Origin of the sequence: Ewingella allii (assembly GCF_044430645.1) — a bacterium.
Taxonomy (GTDB): domain Bacteria; phylum Pseudomonadota; class Gammaproteobacteria; order Enterobacterales; family Enterobacteriaceae; genus Ewingella; species Ewingella allii.
This window is the reverse complement of the sequence record NZ_JAWUDN010000006.1, coordinates 120,742-138,930: the sequence shown is the minus strand read 5'-3', so window position 1 is coordinate 138,930 and position 18,189 is coordinate 120,742. Positions and strand designations below refer to the sequence as shown.

Genomic DNA, 18,189 nt, shown 5'->3' with positions numbered 1-18,189 from the left:
CTGTGAAGCTTAGCTGCCGATGGCAACACCCACGGTCATATGCAGACCATAGAAAATGGCGCGTCCGATCAGCTCACCGGCAAATACCAGCACGAAGGCCAGAACCAGCGAGGCCACCGCCGGGCGTTTACGCATCACCAGTGGGCAAATCCAGCAGCCCAGCCCGAGTACCACCAACACCACGCGCCATACCGACAGCGCGCCGTATTGCGGGATAAGCGCCGAAGCGGCCTGTACCGAGCTGTTAATGCCTGCCAGACTGGCGCTTTGCATCATCATCACCGCGATACTCGCCACCAGAGCCACCACGCTAATCATCGGCAGCAGCCTGAGTCCGCACCCTTGGATGTTCGCGCCGCGCAGCAGCAAATAGCCCAGCAGCGGGCCGCCAATCAGCACAGTAAGAGCAAAGTTGAGTGCCGTGAAAGCATTGTCCCAGGTCGGCACGGTGTCGATTTCATACACCCGGCACATGGCGTAAACAAAGCCAACGCCCGCCAGCATAGTGACCACCAGCCAGACTTTGCCCAGCGCCTGCGGCATCTTATTCAACACCGCCAGCAGCCAGTAAATGCCGCCCAAAGCGAAGAACAGCGAGCCGCTGCCAATCTCATTACTCAGCGGCGATGCGCCAAGGCGATTTAGCGAATTGAAGGCGCGCAGTGGCGACCCCAAGTGCAGCACTGAAGCAATAAACGCCACCGCCATCAGCACCCAGAGAAAGAACATAGAAAGGTGAATGCGGCGCGTCTCTTCCCGCGTTCTATTCCCCAACAGCGCGATCGCCAGCACAATAAAACCGCCGACCACGCACTGACCTAACACCGTAAAGACCATCAAAGGCCATTCATGCCATCCGTTTCCCATCTTAAACCTCCTTCGGGTTAGCTAAGTAACCCGTGGTGTCGCCGACCGGACGGCTGTTCGCGTTCGGCTTAATCACAATATTCGGCTTGGTAAAGTGCGCGCCCGGCAGTGGAGCGACCTGCGCCAGCGTGCCGTATTTCTCGCGAAGCTCTTCAATCGGTGCCATATCCAGCGCGCGCAGCGGGCAAGATTCGACACAAATCGGCTTTTTGCCTTCGGCAATGCGCTCGTAGCAGCCATCACACTTAGTCATGTGCCCCTTAGCCGCGTTGTACTGCGGCGCGCCGTAAGGACAGGCCATGTGGCAATAGCGACAGCCGATGCACACCTCTTCATTGACTACCACGAAGCCATCTTCGCGTTTATGCATCGCGCCGCTCGGGCAGACTTTGGTGCACGCCGGGTCTTCGCAGTGGTTGCAGGAGATAGAGAGGTAGTAGGCATAGACGTTTTGATGCCAGCCGTCGCCGTCCTGCTGCCAGTCACCGCCGGCATATTCATAAATGCGGCGGAAATTGACGTCCGGCGTTAAGTTTTTGAAATCTTTACAGGCTAGCTCGCAGGTTTTGCACCCGGTGCAGCGGCTTGAATCTATATAAAAACCATATTGGGTTGTCATAACTTAGTCCTTTAAACCTTCGCCACTTGCACAAGGTTGGTATGAGAAGGATTACCTTTCGCCAGAGGGGAAGGCCGTTGTGAAGTCAGAACGTTGATGCTGCCGGCGCGATCGATGCGCTTGCTGTCCGGCGAGTACCAGGCCCCTTCCCCGAGAGCCACCACGCCAGGCATCATGCGCGGCGTCACTTTGGCGGCAATCTGCACTTCACCACGCGCGTTGAAAATGCGGATCATGTCGCCATTGCTGATACCCCGCGCCGCGGCGTCTAATGGGTTGATCCACATCTCTTGACGGCAGGCCGCTTTGAGCAGGTCGACGTTGCCGTAGGTGGAGTGCACGCGGGCCTTGTAGTGGAAGCCGGTTAATTGCAGCGGATAGGTGCTGGCAAGCGGGTCGTCATAGTTTTCAAAACCGGCGGCGTAGACAGGCAGAGGATCGATTACATCATCCTTTTCCAACTGCCACGTAGCGGCGATGTCTGCCAGTGGGGCTGAATAGATCTCGATTTTGCCCGACGCCGTAGCCAGCGGGTTGGCCACTGGGTCTTCGCGGAAGGCTTTATAAGCCACGTGATGGCCCTGCGGGTCGCGCTGTTTGAACATGCCTTGCTGGCGGAAAGTGTCGAAATCCGGCAGTGCCGGAATAGCTTGCATGGATTGCTGATAGAGATGGCGTAGCCACTCCTCCTGCGTCCGCCCTTCGGTGAACTTCTGCTCCACGCCCATGCGCTTGGCCAGTTCGCTGGTCATTTCATAAATGTTTTTGCATTCAAAACGCGGCTTGATGGCCTGATCGGCAAAAATCACGTAGGACATGTTGCCCGCCGAGGCATCTAGGCAGAAATCCATCTGCTCAGAGGCGGTACAGTCCGGTAGCACGATATCGGCGTATTTGGCCGAGGAAGTCATGTGGTTATCAATCACCACAATCATCTCGCACTTTTTATCATCCTGAAGAATATCGTGAGTGCGGTTGATGTCAGAGTGCTGGTTTATCAGGCAGTTACCGGCATAGTTCCAGATGAACTTAATCGGCACATCCAGCTTCTCTTTGCCGCGCACGCCGTCGCGGGTGGCAGTCATTTCCGTGGCGCGGAAAATCGCGTCGGTCCACATAAACATGGAAATGCTGGTCTGAACCGGGTTTTCGAAGGTCGGCATGCGCACAAAAGGCAGGCTGTAAGAGCCTTCACGCGCCCCTGAGTTACCGCCGTTAATGCCCACGTTGCCGGTCAGTATGGCGAGCATGGCTATTGCGCGAGTGGCGGTTTCGCCATTCGAGTGGCGCTGTGGCCCCCAGCCTTGGGTGATAAATGCCGGTTTGGCCTGCCCAATTTCGCGGCCTAGCTTGATGATTTTATCAGCCGAAATGCCGGTAATTTTGGCCGCCCAGCTTGGGGTTTTGGCGATACCGTCGGCGCCCTGCCCGAGAATATAGGCCTTATAGTGGCCATTCTTCGGCGCGCCAGCGGGAAGGGTTTTCTCGTCATAGCCGACGCAGTATTTGTCGAGGAAGGGCTGATCTACCAGATTTTCGCTGATCATCACGTGGGCCAGCGCGGCGGCCAGTGCGGCGTCCGTGCCAGGGCGGATCGGCAGCCACTCATCTTCACGGCCTGCGCCAGTATCCGTGTAACGCGGATCGATGATAATCATCCGCGCCTTGGATTTTTGCCTCGCTTGTTCAATGTAGTAAGTCACCCCGCCGCCGCTCATGCGCGTTTCGCCAGGGTTGTTGCCGAACAGCACTACCAGTTTGCTGTTTTCAATATCCGACGGGCTGTTGCCATCCGCCCAACCGCCGTAGGTGTAGTTCAGCCCTTCGGCGATCTGCGCCGAGCTGTAGTCGCCGTAATGGTTGAGGTAGCCGCCGCAGCAGTTCATCAGACGGGCAATCAGCGTCGCGCCCGGTGGCCATGAACGGGTCATGGTGCCGCCCAGCGTGCCGGTGCCGTAGTTGAGATAAATCGCTTCGTTGCCGTACTGGCTGATGATCTTCTTCATGCTGCCGGCGAGGGTGTCGAAAGCCTCCTCCCAGCTGATGCGCACGAATTTGCCTTCGCCGCGCGCGCCGACTCGTTTCATCGGATATTTCAGGCGGTCCGGGTTATACACGCGGCGGCGCATGGAGCGACCGCGCAGGCAGGCTCGGACCTGGTGCAGCCCTTCGTAATCGTCATCGCCGGTGTTATCGGTTTCCACATAGCGAATTTCGCCGTCAACCACGTGCATCCGCAACGGACAGCGGCTACCGCAGTTCACGGTACAGGCGCTCCAGACTACTTTTTCATTCTGAGCGGTAGCCGTGGCTGGCGATTGGTCGGCGCGTGCCTGTCGGAATGGCAACGAGATGCCACCGGCAGCGGCGGCCAGGCCAACCAGTGCGGAACTCTTCATCAGGGTGCGGCGGCTTAAACCCTCACCCGTTGATGATTTCCCTTGTTTTTTTATCGACATTACTTGCTCCTAAATATCCTCTAGTGGAAATTGCCCAGAGGCAAAACTTGGGTATGGCAAAATGGGCAATGGATCTCTTGGTCCATTGCCTCGGCTTACACTTTTTCTATTTGAATCAGATTGGTATGTTGCGGATTGCCCTTGGCTAATGGCGAGGCGCGATGCGTGGTCAGGGTGTTCATACAGGCGCCGTGATCGACGCGATCTCCGGCCATGTTGGCCTGATGCCAGGCTCCCTGCCCCATCGCCACCACGCCCGGCATGATCCTTGGCGTCACCTTGGCGGCCACTCGCACCTCTCCTCGCCCGTTAAATACGCGCACCGCGTCGCCGTTTTTAATGCCACGGCCCTGTGCATCCAGTGGGTTGATCCATACCTCCTGACGGCAGGCGGCTTGCAAAATATCGATATTGCCGTAGGTCGAGTGGGTGCGCGCCTTGTAATGGAACCCGAACATCTGCAGCGGATATTGGCTGCGCATTGGGTCATCCCAGCCTTCAAAGGTTGAGGCATAAACCGGCAGCGGGCTGATGGTTTCGTCCTTCTCCAATTCCCAGCGCGAGGCGATATCCGCCAGCGCCGAGGAGTAGATCTCAATCTTGCCGGAAGGGGTTTTCAGCGGGTTAGCCTGCGGATCCTCGCGGAATTTCTTATAAGCCACAAAGTGACCATTTGGGTCTTTACGCTTATAGATGCCCATCTGGCGCAGCTCTTCATAGGCCGGTAACGCCGGGTCTTTGACGAGCATTTTGGCGTACAGATACTGAAGCCATTCGCGCTGGGTGCGGTTTTCCGTAAACTTGCTGTGTACCTCTGGACCAAGGCGGCGGGCGACTTCACTCATCACCTCATAAATGCCTTTGCGCTCGAACTTAGGCTTGGTGGCGGGCTGAATGAAGATCAGATACCCCATGTTGCCCGCGTAATCATTCGGGATGATGTCCTCCTGCTCGGTGGTCATCAGATCTGGAAGCAGGATGTCGGCATATTTCGCCGAGGAGGTCATGAAGTTTTCCAGCACGACAATCATTTCGCACTGGCTGTCGTCTTGCAGAATGTCGTGGGTTTTATTGATGTCCGAATGCTGATTGGTGATGGTGTTACCGGCATAGTTCCAGATGAACTTGATCGGCACGTCCAGCTTGGCTTTGCCGCGAACGCCATCTTTTTCGGCCGTCATTTCCGGACCGCGGAAGATAGCATCGGTCCAGCTAAAGCAGGAGATCTGCGTCTTCACCGGATTGGTTAACACCGGCATGCGCTCAATGGTGATGGTGTAAGTGGACTCACGCGCGCCGCTGTTGCCGCCGTTGATGCCTACATTGCCGGTCAGGATTGGCAACATGGCGATAGCCCGCGAAGTCAGCTCGCCGTTGGCTTGGCGCTGCGGCCCCCAGCCCTGAGAAATATAGGCCGGTTTCGCCTGACCCATCTCACGCGCCAGCTTGATAATACGCTCGGCCGGAATACCGGTGATGTGCGACGCCCACTCCGGGGTTTTCGCCGTGGCGTCTGCACCTGTCCCTAAAATATAGGCTTTGTAATGACTATTTTCTGGTGCCCCTGCTGGCAACGTTTTCTCGTCATAACCGATGCAATAGCTGTCGAGGAAGGCTTGATCGACCAGATTTTCTGTGATTAACACGTGCGCCAGGCCAGCGACCAGGGCGGCGTCGGTGCCCGGACGAATGGGGATCCACTCATCTTCGCGCCCGGCTGCGGTGTCGGTATAGCGCGGATCGATGACAATCATGCGCGCATTAGATCGCTCGCGGGCCTGTTCGAGGTAGTAAGTGATCCCGCCGCCGCTCATGCGCGTTTCCGCCGGATTATTGCCGAAAAGTACTACCAGCTTGCTGTTTTCAATATCTGAGGTGCTGTTGCCGTCGTTGCTGCCGTAGGTGTAAGGCATGGCGCAGCTGATCTGCGCGGTACTGTAGGTGCCGTAATGGCTGAGGAAGCCGCCGTAGCAGTTCATCAGACGGGCCACTAAAGAGGCATAAGGCGAGGAGCGCGTAATATTGCCGCCGACGATGCCGGACGTATAGTTGATGTAAACCGCTTCATTGCCGTACTTGGCGACGATTCGCTTTAAATTATTGGCAATTTCATCGAAAGCTTCATCCCAGCTGATGCGTTTGAACTTGCCTTCACCGCGCTTCCCTACCCGTTTCATCGGGTAGTTGAGTCGCTCAGGGTGATTCATGCGGCGGCGAATAGAGCGCCCGCGCAGGCAGGCGCGCACCTGATGATCGCCATACTGGTCATTGCCGGTGTTGTCGGTTTCAACCCAATAAACTTCTTCGTCGCGCACGTGCAGCCGCAGAGCGCAGCGGCTGCCGCAGTTGACCGAGCACGCGCCCCAGACCACTTTCTCTGCTGCCTGATGGGCAGCGGGTTGGATGGCATCGGCGACGGCTTTGCGGCTGAATGGTAAACAGACACTCCCCGAAGCCAGCGCTAGCCCGGCAAGAGTTGATGATTTCATCAGGGTACGGCGGCTGATACCGCCTTTTTTGACAGGTTGTGTTGGCTTTTTATCCCGCATGCTCTGCTCCATGTGATTTTCCTGATAGCGAGTCCATGTCGACACGGGCATTGAAGATCAGTTATCAGGTAAGGGGGAGCGGGCTAAGACGTTATGATCAGATGATTTATACCCACTCTTACGCAGGGGATATTACTCATTAGTGGTTAGCAAACTTTGTTTGCTATCAAGAAAGGAGGGCTTTACTTAAGCAGAGCAGTGAATTGTTTCGAGTGGCGCACACTTTAAAACGTAAAAAAGGCGCCCGAAGGCGCCCTTTCGCTATATTATAAAATATATAGCGCCATTAGCCGATCACTTCCAGTCCACGCATGTACGGACGCAGAACTTCTGGCACTTCAATGCGGCCATCTTCCAACTGATAGTTTTCCAGCACGGCAACCAGAGTACGGCCAACCGCTAAGCCAGAACCGTTCAGGGTATGAACCAGACGCGGCTTTTTCTCAGTTTTGCTGCGGCAGCGAGCCTGCATGCGACGAGCCTGGAAATCACCCATGTTGGAGCAGGAAGAGATTTCGCGGTAAGTGTCCTGCGCTGGCAACCAGACTTCTAAGTCATACGTTTTGGTTGAGCCGAAGCCCATATCGCCAGTACACAGCAGCACTTTGCGGTATGGCAGGTTGAGCAGCTGCAACACTTTTTCAGCATGCGCAGTCAGCTCTTCCAGAGCTTGCATTGAGTCTTCCGGGCGAACAATCTGCACCATCTCAACTTTGTCGAACTGGTGCATACGGATCAGACCACGGGTGTCACGACCATAAGAACCAGCCTCGGAGCGGAAGCACGGAGTATGCGCAGTCAGTTTGATTGGCAGTGACTCTTCTTCAACAATCTCGTCGCGCAGTAGGTTGGTCAGTGGAACTTCAGCCGTTGGGATCAGCGCGTAGTTGCTGCTCCCCGCTTCTTCGCCCAAAGGCTTGGTGTGGAACAGGTCTTCACCAAACTTCGGTAATTGACCGGTGCCGAACAGCGTGTCTTGGTTTACCAAGTAAGGCACGTAAGTTTCGCTGTAGCCATGCTGCTCAGTATGCAGGTCCAGCATAAACTGGGCTAGTGCACGGTGCATGCGAGCGATCTGCCCTTTCATCACCACAAAGCGCGAACCCGTCAGCTTAACGGCGGAAGCGAAATCAAGCCCACCGGCCAGCTCGCCCAATGAAACGTGATCGCGAACTTCAAAGCCATACTGGCGCGGAGTGCCCCAGCGACTGATTTCCTGATTATCGTTTTCATCTTTGCCGGCTGGAACAGAGTCATCTGGCAGGTTCGGGATCGCAGAAGCGATGTCGCGAATAGCCGTCTGCAAAGCATCAAGTTCTGCTTTCGCCGCATCCAATCTCTCACCCAGCTCATTAACTTCCTGACGCAGGGGCTCGATGTCTTCGCCACGGGCTTTCGCTGCACCGATCGATTTCGATCGTGCATTACGTTCTGCCTGCAGAGTTTCCGTTTCTACTTGCAAGACTTTGCGACGTTCTTCTTGAGAACGCAGCGTTTCCACATCGAGTTTAAAACCTCTGCGAGCCAGTTTTTCTGCAACTGCGTCTAGCTCATTACGCAGCAGATTGGGATCGAGCATGCTAATCCTGTACGTGTTGTTTTGAATGTGAATTAGATGAAGCACGCCGCCTGAATAGGCAGCATGTCAAAGAGTTATCAGAAGTAACCTTACCGCAACAGCAATATTAGCGGTAGCGTTTTGTCGGGCTATTTTGATCTTGTTCAGTCAACCATGCCAGCTTTTCACCAATCTTACCCTCCAGACCGCGAGAAGAAGGATAATAGTACTGGGTGTTAGCCATTTGTGGCGGGAAATAGTTCTCACCGGCAGCGTAGGCATTGGGTTCATCATGGGCATAACGGTACTCTGCGCCCAGTCCCATCTCTTTCATCAGCTTGGTCGGCGCATTGCGTAAATGCTCTGGGACGTCGTAGTCAGACTGTTCGCGGGCATCGCGCATCGCGGCTTTAAACGCAGTGTAAACAGCATTACTTTTTGGCGCACAGGCAAGATAGACGATGGCCTGCGCAATCGCCCGTTCGCCCTCGGCTGGGCCGACGCGGGTGAAACAGTCCCAGGCGGCAATTGCTACCTGCATGCCGCGCGGGTCGGCATTGCCAACATCTTCTGAGGCAATAGCCAACAGGCGGCGCGCCACATAGAGCGGGTCACCACCGGCGGTGATAATACGCGCATACCAGTACAGCGCAGCGTCGGGGGATGAGCCGCGCACTGATTTATGCAGCGCGGAGATCAAATCGTAATATCGATCACCTTTATTGTCGAAACGCGCGCTGCGCTCACCGGAGATCTCCTTCAACAATTCAGGCGTCAGGGTTCTCACGCCTTTTTTGTCAATTTCGGCCATGTCGGCCATCATCTCGATACTATTTAGCGCACGCCGCGCATCGCCGTTGACCAGCTCTGCTAACATGCGGCGAGTCTCAGCGGGAATCACAATTTTCTGATCGGCGTAGCCGCGCTCTTTGTTGGTCAGCGCCTGCTCGATAACTTTTTCAATATCCTCGGCAGTGAGCGATTTGAGCAGATAGACACGGGCGCGGGACAGCAGTGCCGAATTCAATTCAAAAGAGGGGTTTTCGGTGGTCGCGCCAATAAAGGTGATGGTGCCATCTTCAATGTGCGGCAAGAAAGCATCTTGCTGGCTTTTGTTGAAACGGTGCACCTCGTCCACAAAGAGGATGGTGCGACGGCCCGCGTCGCGATTCTGCCGCGCACGTTCAATGGCTTCGCGGATCTCTTTGATGCCTGAAGTCACCGCCGAGATACGTTCGACGTCGGCGTTGGCGTAGCGCCCTATCAGCTCCGCCAGCGTCGTTTTCCCGGTGCCCGGCGGCCCCCACAAAATCATCGAATGCAGCTGCCCCGCTTCTATCGCGCGCGGTAGCGGCTTGCCAGCGGCTAAAAGGTGCTGCTGGCCGATGTATTCTGCAAGTGAAACTGGCCGCATTCTTGCGGCCAGTGGCTGGAACTCATTATGGGAAAAATCGAGTGACAGATTACTCAAAGGGACCTCACTGACGCTGGTCGTCCACCGTCACGCCTTTCGGCGGTGTAAATTTGAATTTGGCATCATCAACCGACGCGTTCTGCTCGCCTTTCAAGCTATACGCGCTTTTCTGACCATCTTGCTCCACCGCAGTAAAGCTTTTGATGGTGCCGGTTGGTGTCACGGTGATCGCAAACTGCTTCAGATTACCGGCTGCCGTTTTTGGCGTTAATTCGAAATCATCGCCTTTTTGTTTAACGTTGTACTTGGCCCAGTCACTGCTGTCGTTACGCGTGATCAGCATAAACGGCGTGTTACCGGTGGCGTTTTTCAGCCAGGTTGCCGTGACTTGCTCAACAAATGGGTTGTAGAACCACAGGGTTTTACCATCGGAAACCAGAATGCTTTCATCCGGCGAGGTCATGTGCCAGTTAAACAAGTTAGGACGTTTAACCCACAGTTCACCTTCACCTTGCTGCACGGCGGCGCCGTCATCACTGGTAACGGTTTGCGTGAAACTGGCATGGAAAGTATTCAGCTTGCCCAAGCGACTTTTCAGGTCACTGCTGGCATCGGCTAAAACCGAGGCGGAAGTAAATGCTGTCAATAAACAACCAACAACTAACAATTTTTTCATTCTTATCTCTACCTCAGAAACCATTTTTGATTCAGACGTTGCCTTATGTTAATACACAGGCCCATGTTGCGAACTCTAGCGGAGGCGCTGGCACAAAGGTAGCTCATTCGTCTGAAAAACTAGGGGTTTACGCTTCTTTGCACAAAGGCCGCCATGGCGACCTTTGTGCATTCGACGGTATTATTCGTGAGAAGGTGGGGCTAAGACTTCACGGTTACCGTTGTGGCCCGGCGTACTCACAATGCCCTGTGCTTCCATTTGCTCAACGATACGCGCCGCGCGGTTATAGCCGATGCGGAACTGGCGCTGAACGCCGGAAATAGAAGCACGACGCTTGTCGACCACAAAGGCTACGGCCTGATCAAACAGCGCATCCAGCTCTTCATCGCTGTCCAAACCACCGCCGCCCCCTTCGCCATCTTCACCACCCGCAAGGATGCTGTCGATGTACTTAGGACGCCCGCGCGCTTTCCAGTCCTGAACCACGGCGTGGACTTCCTGGTCACGGACGAATGCGCCGTGAACACGAACCGGAATCGACGAGTTTGGAGCCATGTAGAGCATGTCACCCATGCCCAGCAGGGACTCGGCGCCGCCTTGGTCCAAAATGGTACGGGAGTCAATTTTACTCGACACGGTAAAGGCGATACGGGTCGGAATGTTGGCCTTAATCAAGCCGGTAATAACGTCTACCGATGGGCGCTGAGTCGCCAGAACCAAGTGAATACCGGCCGCACGGGCTTTCTGAGCCAGACGCGCAATCAGTTCTTCAACTTTTTTACCTACCGTCATCATCAGGTCAGCAAACTCATCGACCAACACAACGATAAATGGCTCTTTTTCCAGATAAGGCGGCTCAGCGGCCATGCCATCACCCGGTTTCCAGAATGGGTCGGGGATCGGACGGCCCATGGCTTCGGCTTGCTCAACTCGCTCGTTATAACCCGCCAGATTACGCACACCCAATGCCGACATCAGCTTATAACGGCGTTCCATTTCGCCGACACACCAACGCAGCGCATTGGCGGCGTCTTTCATGTCAGTTACCACCTCGGTTAACAGGTGTGGAATGCCCTCATAGACCGAAAGCTCGAGCATTTTCGGGTCAATCATGATGAAGCGAACTTCTTCCGGCGTGGCCTTGTAGAGCATGCTGAGGATCATGGCGTTGACGCCGACCGACTTACCGGAACCGGTCGTACCGGCCACCAGCAAGTGTGGCATTTTCGCTAAGTCAGCCACGACTGGCTCACCAGAGATATCCTTGCCCAGCACGATGGTCAGCGGCGACGGACTGTCTTTGAATTTGTCACAGTCCAGCACTTCGCGCAGGTAAACGGTCTGGCGCTTCTTGTTTGGCAGCTCCAACCCGACATAAGGTTTTCCAGGGATAACCTCAACCACGCGCACGGCAACCGCCGACAGCGAACGCGCCAAGTCACGCGAGAGATTCGAAATACGTGCGGCTTTCACGCCCGGCGCCAGATCCAGTTCGAAACGGGTGATCACCGGCCCTGGTAGCTTATCGACAACATCGGCTTTGATGCGGTAATCGTTCAGACGCGCTTCAATCAGGTTGCCCATCTGTTCCAGTGCAAACTCATCCACCGGCTCAGATTCGGCTGGCGGGGAGGTCAACAAATCGAGCGACGGCAGCGGCGTGGTCGGTTTTACCAACGGCTGCTCGTGACGCATCAGGAATGGATGGATCAGGCTATCCATATTCGGCTGAGCAGGTTGAGATTGCTCCGGCGCCTCATATTGTTCGATTGGCTCGTGCTTCGGCGCTGTCTGTCGATAGCTTTGGCCAAAGGTCGGCACTTCTGGCTCATCTTCTTCTTTGTGCGGTGACAGCGTAAACAGAGGTTCGGTTGGCGTGTCATCCACCAAATCCGCCATCGGCGAGAAGGTGAAAGCATCATGCGTGCTGATGTTCATCGCGGCAGCCGCGAGTGCATCGGCCGCCGCAGAAGAGACTGGGTTCTGCTGTGGCGCGCTGTGCTGAGAGTAAGCAGGCTGAGTGTCCTGCTGCTCATCCTGCTGATAACGGTTCTGCTCACGGGCAGCGAAAGCCTGACGAAGCTCGGCTTCTTGTAAGGCCGCCTCTTCATCTTCTTCTGAAGCAACGTGTTCATCGCCATAGCGCTGACTCTGCTGCTCAGCAAACTGCTGGCGCAATGCCGCTTCTTGTAATGCGGCTTGATCATCGCCCTGCTCGCTATCCGCTTCATCTATAACGGGCTGTTGCTGGGCAGCAAGCTGCTCCTGCTGCTCGGCAATGCGTTGTGAAGGTAACTTGATGCCATAAGAAGCCAGCTCACGACGCGTTGGAATACGCACCGGATTTGGCCTTGGCAGCTCAGGACCCACGCCTTTTTTGACCTGCGAATTGCCGTCACTGACCGCGCTGAAGGCAGGCATAAAGGTATTGCTAGCAGAGCTGGCTGACTGCCCGGCCTGTGCCAAACCTGTCGCCAATGCCGCAGTGGCCGCCAGACTGTTGACTTCGCTGCTGTCGCGCTGGGCGGTGCTGAAGTCAAAAGGTGAACGTTCCGGCTCGGAAGGCACGCTCGCCTGCCAGTTACCCATGCGCGGCTCATCGGCATCATAAGATGGCGACTTGGTTGGCTGCTGCGGAGCAGGCGTTTCTTGCGGAATTTCAAAGCTATAGAGCGGTGGCGCGGGAGCAATAGTTGGCTCCTGAGCTACCGGCGCAGCAGGCATCTCAACCACAGGTGCAGCAGGCTGAGTCGCCTCTGGCGCTGGAGCTGGTGCTTGAACTGGCGCAGCCTCTGGCTGAGTTTTGGCCTCGGCATTGTCATGCAGCGATGGCGCTGAGAACAGCACGTCATCGGCATCATCAACGGCGGCGCTAGCAGGTGCAACGTTGGCGCTGGCGGTGACAGCCGCGGCAGCTTTCGCTGCGGCAGAAGGCACGTAGTCAGAGTCGAGTAACGGATCATCATGGCTATCATGAGCACCATTTTCATGGTGATCATCTTCGTAGTCATAATCATCGTCACGGCGCGAACGATTGGTCATGAATGTCGTTACGCCCAACACCGCGCCGCCGATTTTCTCGGCAATTGTCAGCCAAGACCAGCCGGTAAAGAGTGTCAGCCCGGCCGCCCATATACAGAGCAGAACCATGGTTGCGCCGACATTGTTAAACCAAGGGGTCATCGCCGTGGTCAGCAAACTGCCAATCACGCCGCCTGAGGCAAAGTAATAAAGGTCATCAATATTGAAGGCTGCCAGTCCACAAGACGTAAGGATCAACGCCAGCGTACCAATAAGTCGCAGCGACAAAGAGAAATAGTCGATGTAATCCTGATTATCACGCTGACGAAACGCCGCCCAACACAGGCAAAGCATGATAGGGGGAATAGCGTAAGCCAATACGCCAAAAATGAAGAACAAGGTGTCGGCCATCCACGCGCCTACACCACCGCCCCAGTTATGAATAGGTCCATGCCATGCGGTCTGCGACCAGCTTGGATCTGAGGGGTTAAAACTCACCAACGCCGCCATAAGGTAAACGGCGAAAACGGCTACCACTACCAGAACAGCTTCCAACACGCGGCGGCTACTGCTCAGTTTTTTCAGGGTAACGTCTTTATCTTCTGTATATTCCTGGCTCAAGAAAGGCTCTCCAGGTTCCTGTGGGCTGAAAAAGCAACAGCGCCGAGAACGGGCCTCGGCGCCGGGGCTGTATAGATACACAGGAGTGTAGCTAAATTTATAAGGTTTTGCACCTGAACCTTTACCGGGTCTTAATAACCAGACGGTTGGTTTGTTTTACTTCTTCCATCACCACGTAGGTGCGGGTGTCATTAACGCCCGGCAGTCGAAGTAATGTCTCACCTAGCAACTTACGATAGGCTGACATGTCAGGCACGCGGGTTTTCAACAGGTAGTCGAAATCCCCAGAAACCAAATGACACTCCTGAATATCTTCAAGTTTTTGTACTGCTGCATTGAATTGCTCAAACACGTCCGGTGCGCCACGGTTGAGTGTTATCTCAACAAACACCAGCAGCGATGCATCCAGATAGTGTGGATTGAGCAACGCGGTATATCCGTTAATGAAGCCTTGACGTTCTAAACGACGAACGCGCTCCAGACACGGTGTTGGAGATAATCCCACTCGTTTGGAAAGCTCGACGTTGGAGATCCGGCCATCCTTTTGCAGTTCGTTGAGGATGTTACGGTCAATACGGTCGAGATCTTTTCCCGGACGCTTTTTGTTGTCTACCATTATTATTGTCTCTCTGCTGTCCTTCCCTGCACCTGCCATACCCTAGCCAACTTCAATGTGTCAGGGTTTGTCCCAAGCGAAGACCCGATAGTTTTAGGTTTGAGTATGCCGTTTGATTGCGTGAGTCCCCTGTCGAAAGAAAACGCATTCAATGACGTTATACCGAGAAGAAATATCGCTGTGAAATGAATAGCTTGCGCAACGCTCGCTGTTTTCACTAAATCCTGCACAAGAAAAAACCAGCGAAACAACACCTTGAACAAGTCAGGTAGCAGCTGATCGTAGAATTTCAAGTCACAGGCAGGCGATTAATTTCTTCGTCCCTAGATGTTTTCGCAAATGCACAGCGGATTGTCAAAGTAAAAGAAGCAAAATCAGAAGAACGTGCCAGATTGAAATCTCACGGCCTCGTTTTTACCTATCTTTCAACGACCAATAATAACAAAACAATTAACCTGCTTTTTCGTGCTAAAGCCTACATAAAGTCGGGATTTGCCGCGAAAAGGCCAGCGTTTGATGGAAAAATAACAAGCTCACAACATATTCATTGCCGGTTATTTGTCCAATCTTCAATTGGTTACCTCAAATGAGAGCTAACCGGGGTGTAGTTGTACGTGGGTTTGAAATTAAAAACTATCAGACAAATCGTTAACAACATCTGAGTTTGCTTTTTTTACTGCGCGGTTTTCCCTACAATCGGTTCATTGCTAGTCGCCATCACGGAGATGAATTGCTCATGAGTACGGTTAAACACAGTAAGCTATTGATTTTAGGTTCAGGTCCAGCAGGTTACACGGCAGCGGTTTATGCCGCGCGCGCCAACCTGAATCCGGTATTGATCACCGGTATGGAAAAAGGCGGTCAATTGACCACCACCACAGAAGTGGAAAACTGGCCGGGCGACCCAGAGGGGCTGACAGGTCCGGGACTGATGGAGCGCATGCACGAACATGCTGCGAAATTTAATACCGAGATCATCTTCGACCACATTAACAAAGTTGATTTGCAGAACCGCCCGTTCCGCCTGTTCGGTGACAGCGAAGAGTACACCTGTGACGCGTTAATCATCGCCACCGGGGCGTCTGCGCGTTATATCGGCCTGCCTTCTGAAGAAGCGTTCAAAGGCAAAGGCGTTTCTGCCTGTGCGACCTGTGACGGTTTCTTCTATCGCAACCAGAAAGTCGCGGTAGTCGGTGGTGGTAACACCGCGGTTGAGGAAGCACTTTATCTGGCGAACATTGCCGAAGAAGTGCATTTGATTCACCGTCGCGACAGCTTCCGCGCTGAAAAAATTCTTATCGACCGTCTAAACGAGAAAGCCACCAAGGGCAACGTGGTGCTGCACACCAACAAGACCTTGGACGAAGTTCTGGGCGACCAGATGGGCGTAACCGGCGCTAACCTGCGCGATGCGCGCACCGACGAGCTGAGCAAGCTCGACGTCGCGGGCGTGTTCATCGCCATCGGCCACAGCCCTAACACTGCCATTTTCGACGGTCAGCTCGAGCTGGAAAATGGCTACATCAAGGTGCAATCCGGCATCCAGGGTAATGCCACTCAGACCAGCATTCCTGGCGTGTTTGCCGCTGGCGACGTGATGGACCATATCTATCGTCAGGCGATCACCTCTGCGGGCACCGGCTGTATGGCCGCGCTGGATGCAGAACGCTATTTGGACGGCTTGGCAAAACCTGCTGTCTAATCGCTGAATGCCAGACAAGTATTAACTCCTCATGAGGCGGCCAATTGGCCGCCTCATTGTTTTGTTTTTTATGGAAATAACCGTTTTTATAGAAATAGATTTTTCAGCGTAAGTCCGAACATGTAACATGAGCGAGCTTTCGACTCAGCTCGGAATGCAACGGGTAATAGCACCGCCGTGGCGGCGCTTTTTTGGATCATGCGACCTGCGAGCGGGCTTCTTCAGCGTCATCCTGACTCTCCGTTCAATCGCATGTCACTCTATACGGAAATACCCCTGTGATTTCTGTATTGCTGCGCAGACTGATTGCCTGATGAATAAAACACGACAACAAGAACTCACCCGCTGGTTAAAGCAACAAAGCTCACGCGCCAAAGGCTGGATACGCCTGTCGATGATGCTGGGTTTACTCTCTGGTTTATTAATTCTTGCCCAAGCCTGGTTAATGGCGGGCCTGCTCCACAGCTTAATTATTCAAAACACGCCGCGCGACCAGCTGGTGCAGAGCTTCCTGCTCTTGGCGCTGACCTTCATTCTTCGCGCCGTAGTGACCTGGCTGCGTGAACAGGTGGGCTTTATTTGCGGCAAGATTATTCGTCGCGAAATGCGCAAGCTCGTGCTGGACAGGCTGGAGAAGCTTGGCCCGGCGTGGATCCAAGGCAAGCCAGCCGGAAGCTGGGCCACCATCATTCTCGAGCAAATCGAAGAGATGCAGGATTACTACTCCCGCTATCTGCCGCAGATTGCGCTGGCGGGGATTATTCCCCTGCTGATTCTGATGAGTATTTTCCCAATCAACTGGGCCGCGGGCATGATTCTGCTGGTCACCGCGCCATTAATCCCTATTTTTATGGCCTTGGTCGGCATGGGCGCGGCCGATGCCAATCGCCGCAACTTCACCGCCCTCGCGCGCCTGAGCGGCAATTTCTTAGACAGCCTGCGCGGCTTGGATACGCTGCGCCTGTTCCACCGCGCTCAGGCCGAAACCGCGCAGATCCAACGCTCTACCGAAAGTTTCCGCGCCCGCACTATGGACGTGCTGCGACTGGCGTTCTTGTCTTCCGCCGTGCTCGAGTTCTTCGCCTCAATCTCCATTGCCTTGGTCGCGGTCTACTTTGGCTTCTCCTATCTTGGTGAACTGAATTTCGGCAGCTACGGCACGCCTGTCACGCTGTTTGCCGGTTTTCTGGTGCTGATACTAGCTCCCGAGTTTTTCCAGCCGCTGCGCGATTTAGGCACCTTCTATCACGCTAAAGCACAGGCGGTGGGCGCGGCAGAGAGCCTGTTGACCTTCCTGAGTGCTGAAGCGGAAAGTCAGGGAGAAGGCACCCAGCCTTGGGCGACGGCAGCCGAGAGCGCCATTTCACTGGAAGCCGTCGACCTGATTATCCGCTCGCCGGACGGCAAAACGCTGGCTGGCCCACTTAATTTCACCCTGCCCGCGGGTAAACGCGTGGCGCTGGTTGGCCTGAGCGGCGCAGGTAAAAGCTCGCTGCTCAACGCCCTGCTCGGCTTCCTGCCTTATCAAGGCTCGCTGAAAGCCAATGGCATAGAGTTGCAGCAGATAGCCCGCGCGGACTGGCGCCAGCAGCTCAGCTGGGTGGGACAAAACCCGCACCTTCCGGAGCAGAGCCTGCGGGCTAATATCTTGCTGGGCTGGCCGGATGCCAGCGAAGCGCAGCTGCAATCGGCTATCGAGCGCGCCTATGTCAGCGAGTTTCTCCCTCTGCTGCCTGAAGGCTTGGACACCGAGCTTGGCGACAGCGCGGCGCGCCTTTCCGTCGGGCAGGCTCAGCGCGTGGCCGTGGCTCGGGCCCTGCTCTCGCCTTGCCACCTGCTGCTGTTAGATGAACCGACAGCCAGCCTTGACGCCCACAGCGAAAAACGGGTGATGCAGGCGCTGAGCGACGCCTCTCAGGCACAAACCACGCTGCTGGTGACCCATCAGCTGGAAGACACCCGACACTACGATGAAGTATGGGTGATGGATAAAGGCCAGCTGATCGAGCAAGGCGGCTATCAACAATTGGCGAGCGGGAATGGCGCATTTTCCCGATTGTTAGCTCAGCGCAGTCAGGAGCTATAAA

At 54.9% G+C, this 18,189-nt stretch carries 11 protein-coding genes; 2 read left to right on the top strand and 9 right to left on the bottom strand.

Annotation, left to right across the window (positions count from 1 at the left end):
• Positions 1-9: 9 nt before the first annotated feature.
• The 9 genes from SBO83_RS14575 to lrp all read right to left on the bottom strand — a co-directional run bounded on the left by SBO83_RS14575 (position 10) and on the right by lrp (position 14,400).
• On the bottom strand, positions 10-867 hold the full coding sequence (locus tag SBO83_RS14575) for a dimethyl sulfoxide reductase anchor subunit family protein (protein WP_353501540.1): 858 nt from the start codon (positions 865-867) through the stop codon (positions 10-12).
• 1 nt (position 868) lies between these two features.
• Complete coding sequence (locus SBO83_RS14570) at positions 869-1,486, bottom strand: DMSO/selenate family reductase complex B subunit (protein ID WP_100937623.1); 618 nt, start codon at positions 1,484-1,486, stop codon at positions 869-871.
• A gap of 11 nt (positions 1,487-1,497) precedes the next feature.
• On the bottom strand, positions 1,498-3,945 hold the full coding sequence (gene dmsA, locus SBO83_RS14565; protein ID WP_396132000.1) for a dimethylsulfoxide reductase subunit A: 2,448 nt from the start codon (positions 3,943-3,945) through the stop codon (positions 1,498-1,500).
• Between the two features lie 95 nt (positions 3,946-4,040).
• The gene (ynfE, locus tag SBO83_RS14560; protein ID WP_396132077.1) at positions 4,041-6,494 is read right to left on the bottom strand and encodes a selenate/tellurate reductase subunit YnfE; all 2,454 of its coding nucleotides are present in this window, start codon (positions 6,492-6,494) and stop codon (positions 4,041-4,043) included.
• A 286-nt stretch (positions 6,495-6,780) separates the two neighbouring features.
• Complete coding sequence (gene serS, locus SBO83_RS14555; protein ID WP_396131999.1) at positions 6,781-8,073, bottom strand: serine--tRNA ligase; 1,293 nt, start codon at positions 8,071-8,073, stop codon at positions 6,781-6,783.
• Positions 8,074-8,179: 106 nt separating this feature from the next.
• Positions 8,180-9,523 carry an AAA family ATPase gene (locus SBO83_RS14550; protein WP_396131998.1) on the bottom strand — a complete coding sequence of 448 codons (1,344 nt, stop codon included), beginning with the start codon at positions 9,521-9,523 and terminating at the stop codon, positions 8,180-8,182.
• Positions 9,524-9,530: 7 nt separating this feature from the next.
• Positions 9,531-10,142 (bottom strand): outer membrane lipoprotein chaperone LolA, encoded by a 612-nt coding sequence (lolA, locus tag SBO83_RS14545; protein ID WP_034789137.1) that lies wholly within the window; start codon positions 10,140-10,142, stop codon positions 9,531-9,533.
• 180 nt (positions 10,143-10,322) lie between these two features.
• On the bottom strand, positions 10,323-13,784 hold the full coding sequence (locus tag SBO83_RS14540) for a DNA translocase FtsK 4TM domain-containing protein (protein ID WP_396131997.1): 3,462 nt from the start codon (positions 13,782-13,784) through the stop codon (positions 10,323-10,325).
• A gap of 121 nt (positions 13,785-13,905) precedes the next feature.
• Positions 13,906-14,400: a leucine-responsive transcriptional regulator Lrp gene (gene lrp / locus SBO83_RS14535; RefSeq protein ID WP_013574775.1), complete on the bottom strand. Its 495-nt coding sequence runs from the start codon at positions 14,398-14,400 to the stop codon at positions 13,906-13,908.
• A 736-nt stretch (positions 14,401-15,136) separates the two neighbouring features.
• Between lrp and trxB the strand changes: the two genes are divergently transcribed.
• A complete protein-coding gene (gene trxB, locus SBO83_RS14530; protein ID WP_353501535.1) occupies positions 15,137-16,102 on the top strand; it encodes a thioredoxin-disulfide reductase in 966 nt (321 codons plus the stop codon).
• Positions 16,103-16,415: 313 nt separating this feature from the next.
• A complete protein-coding gene (gene cydD / locus SBO83_RS14525; RefSeq protein ID WP_396131996.1) occupies positions 16,416-18,188 on the top strand; it encodes a heme ABC transporter permease/ATP-binding protein CydD in 1,773 nt (590 codons plus the stop codon).
• Position 18,189 lies beyond the last annotated feature (1 nt).

Excerpts from the sequence above, each read along its gene's own strand:
- lrp (WP_013574775.1), bottom strand. The coding sequence starts at position 14,400 with ATGGTAGACAACAAAAAGCGTCCGGGAAAAGATCTCGACCGTATTGAC.
- dmsA (WP_396132000.1), bottom strand. The coding sequence starts at position 3,945 with ATGTCGATAAAAAAACAAGGGAAATCATCAACGGGTGAGGGTTTAAGC.
- ynfE (WP_396132077.1), bottom strand. The coding sequence starts at position 6,494 with ATGCGGGATAAAAAGCCAACACAACCTGTCAAAAAAGGCGGTATCAGC.
- cydD (WP_396131996.1), top strand. The coding sequence starts at position 16,416 with ATGAATAAAACACGACAACAAGAACTCACCCGCTGGTTAAAGCAACAA.
- SBO83_RS14575 (WP_353501540.1), bottom strand. The coding sequence starts at position 867 with ATGGGAAACGGATGGCATGAATGGCCTTTGATGGTCTTTACGGTGTTA.
- trxB (WP_353501535.1), top strand. The coding sequence starts at position 15,137 with ATGAGTACGGTTAAACACAGTAAGCTATTGATTTTAGGTTCAGGTCCA.
- serS (WP_396131999.1), bottom strand. The coding sequence starts at position 8,073 with ATGCTCGATCCCAATCTGCTGCGTAATGAGCTAGACGCAGTTGCAGAA.
- SBO83_RS14570 (WP_100937623.1), bottom strand. The coding sequence starts at position 1,486 with ATGACAACCCAATATGGTTTTTATATAGATTCAAGCCGCTGCACCGGG.
- lolA (WP_034789137.1), bottom strand. The coding sequence starts at position 10,142 with ATGAAAAAATTGTTAGTTGTTGGTTGTTTATTGACAGCATTTACTTCC.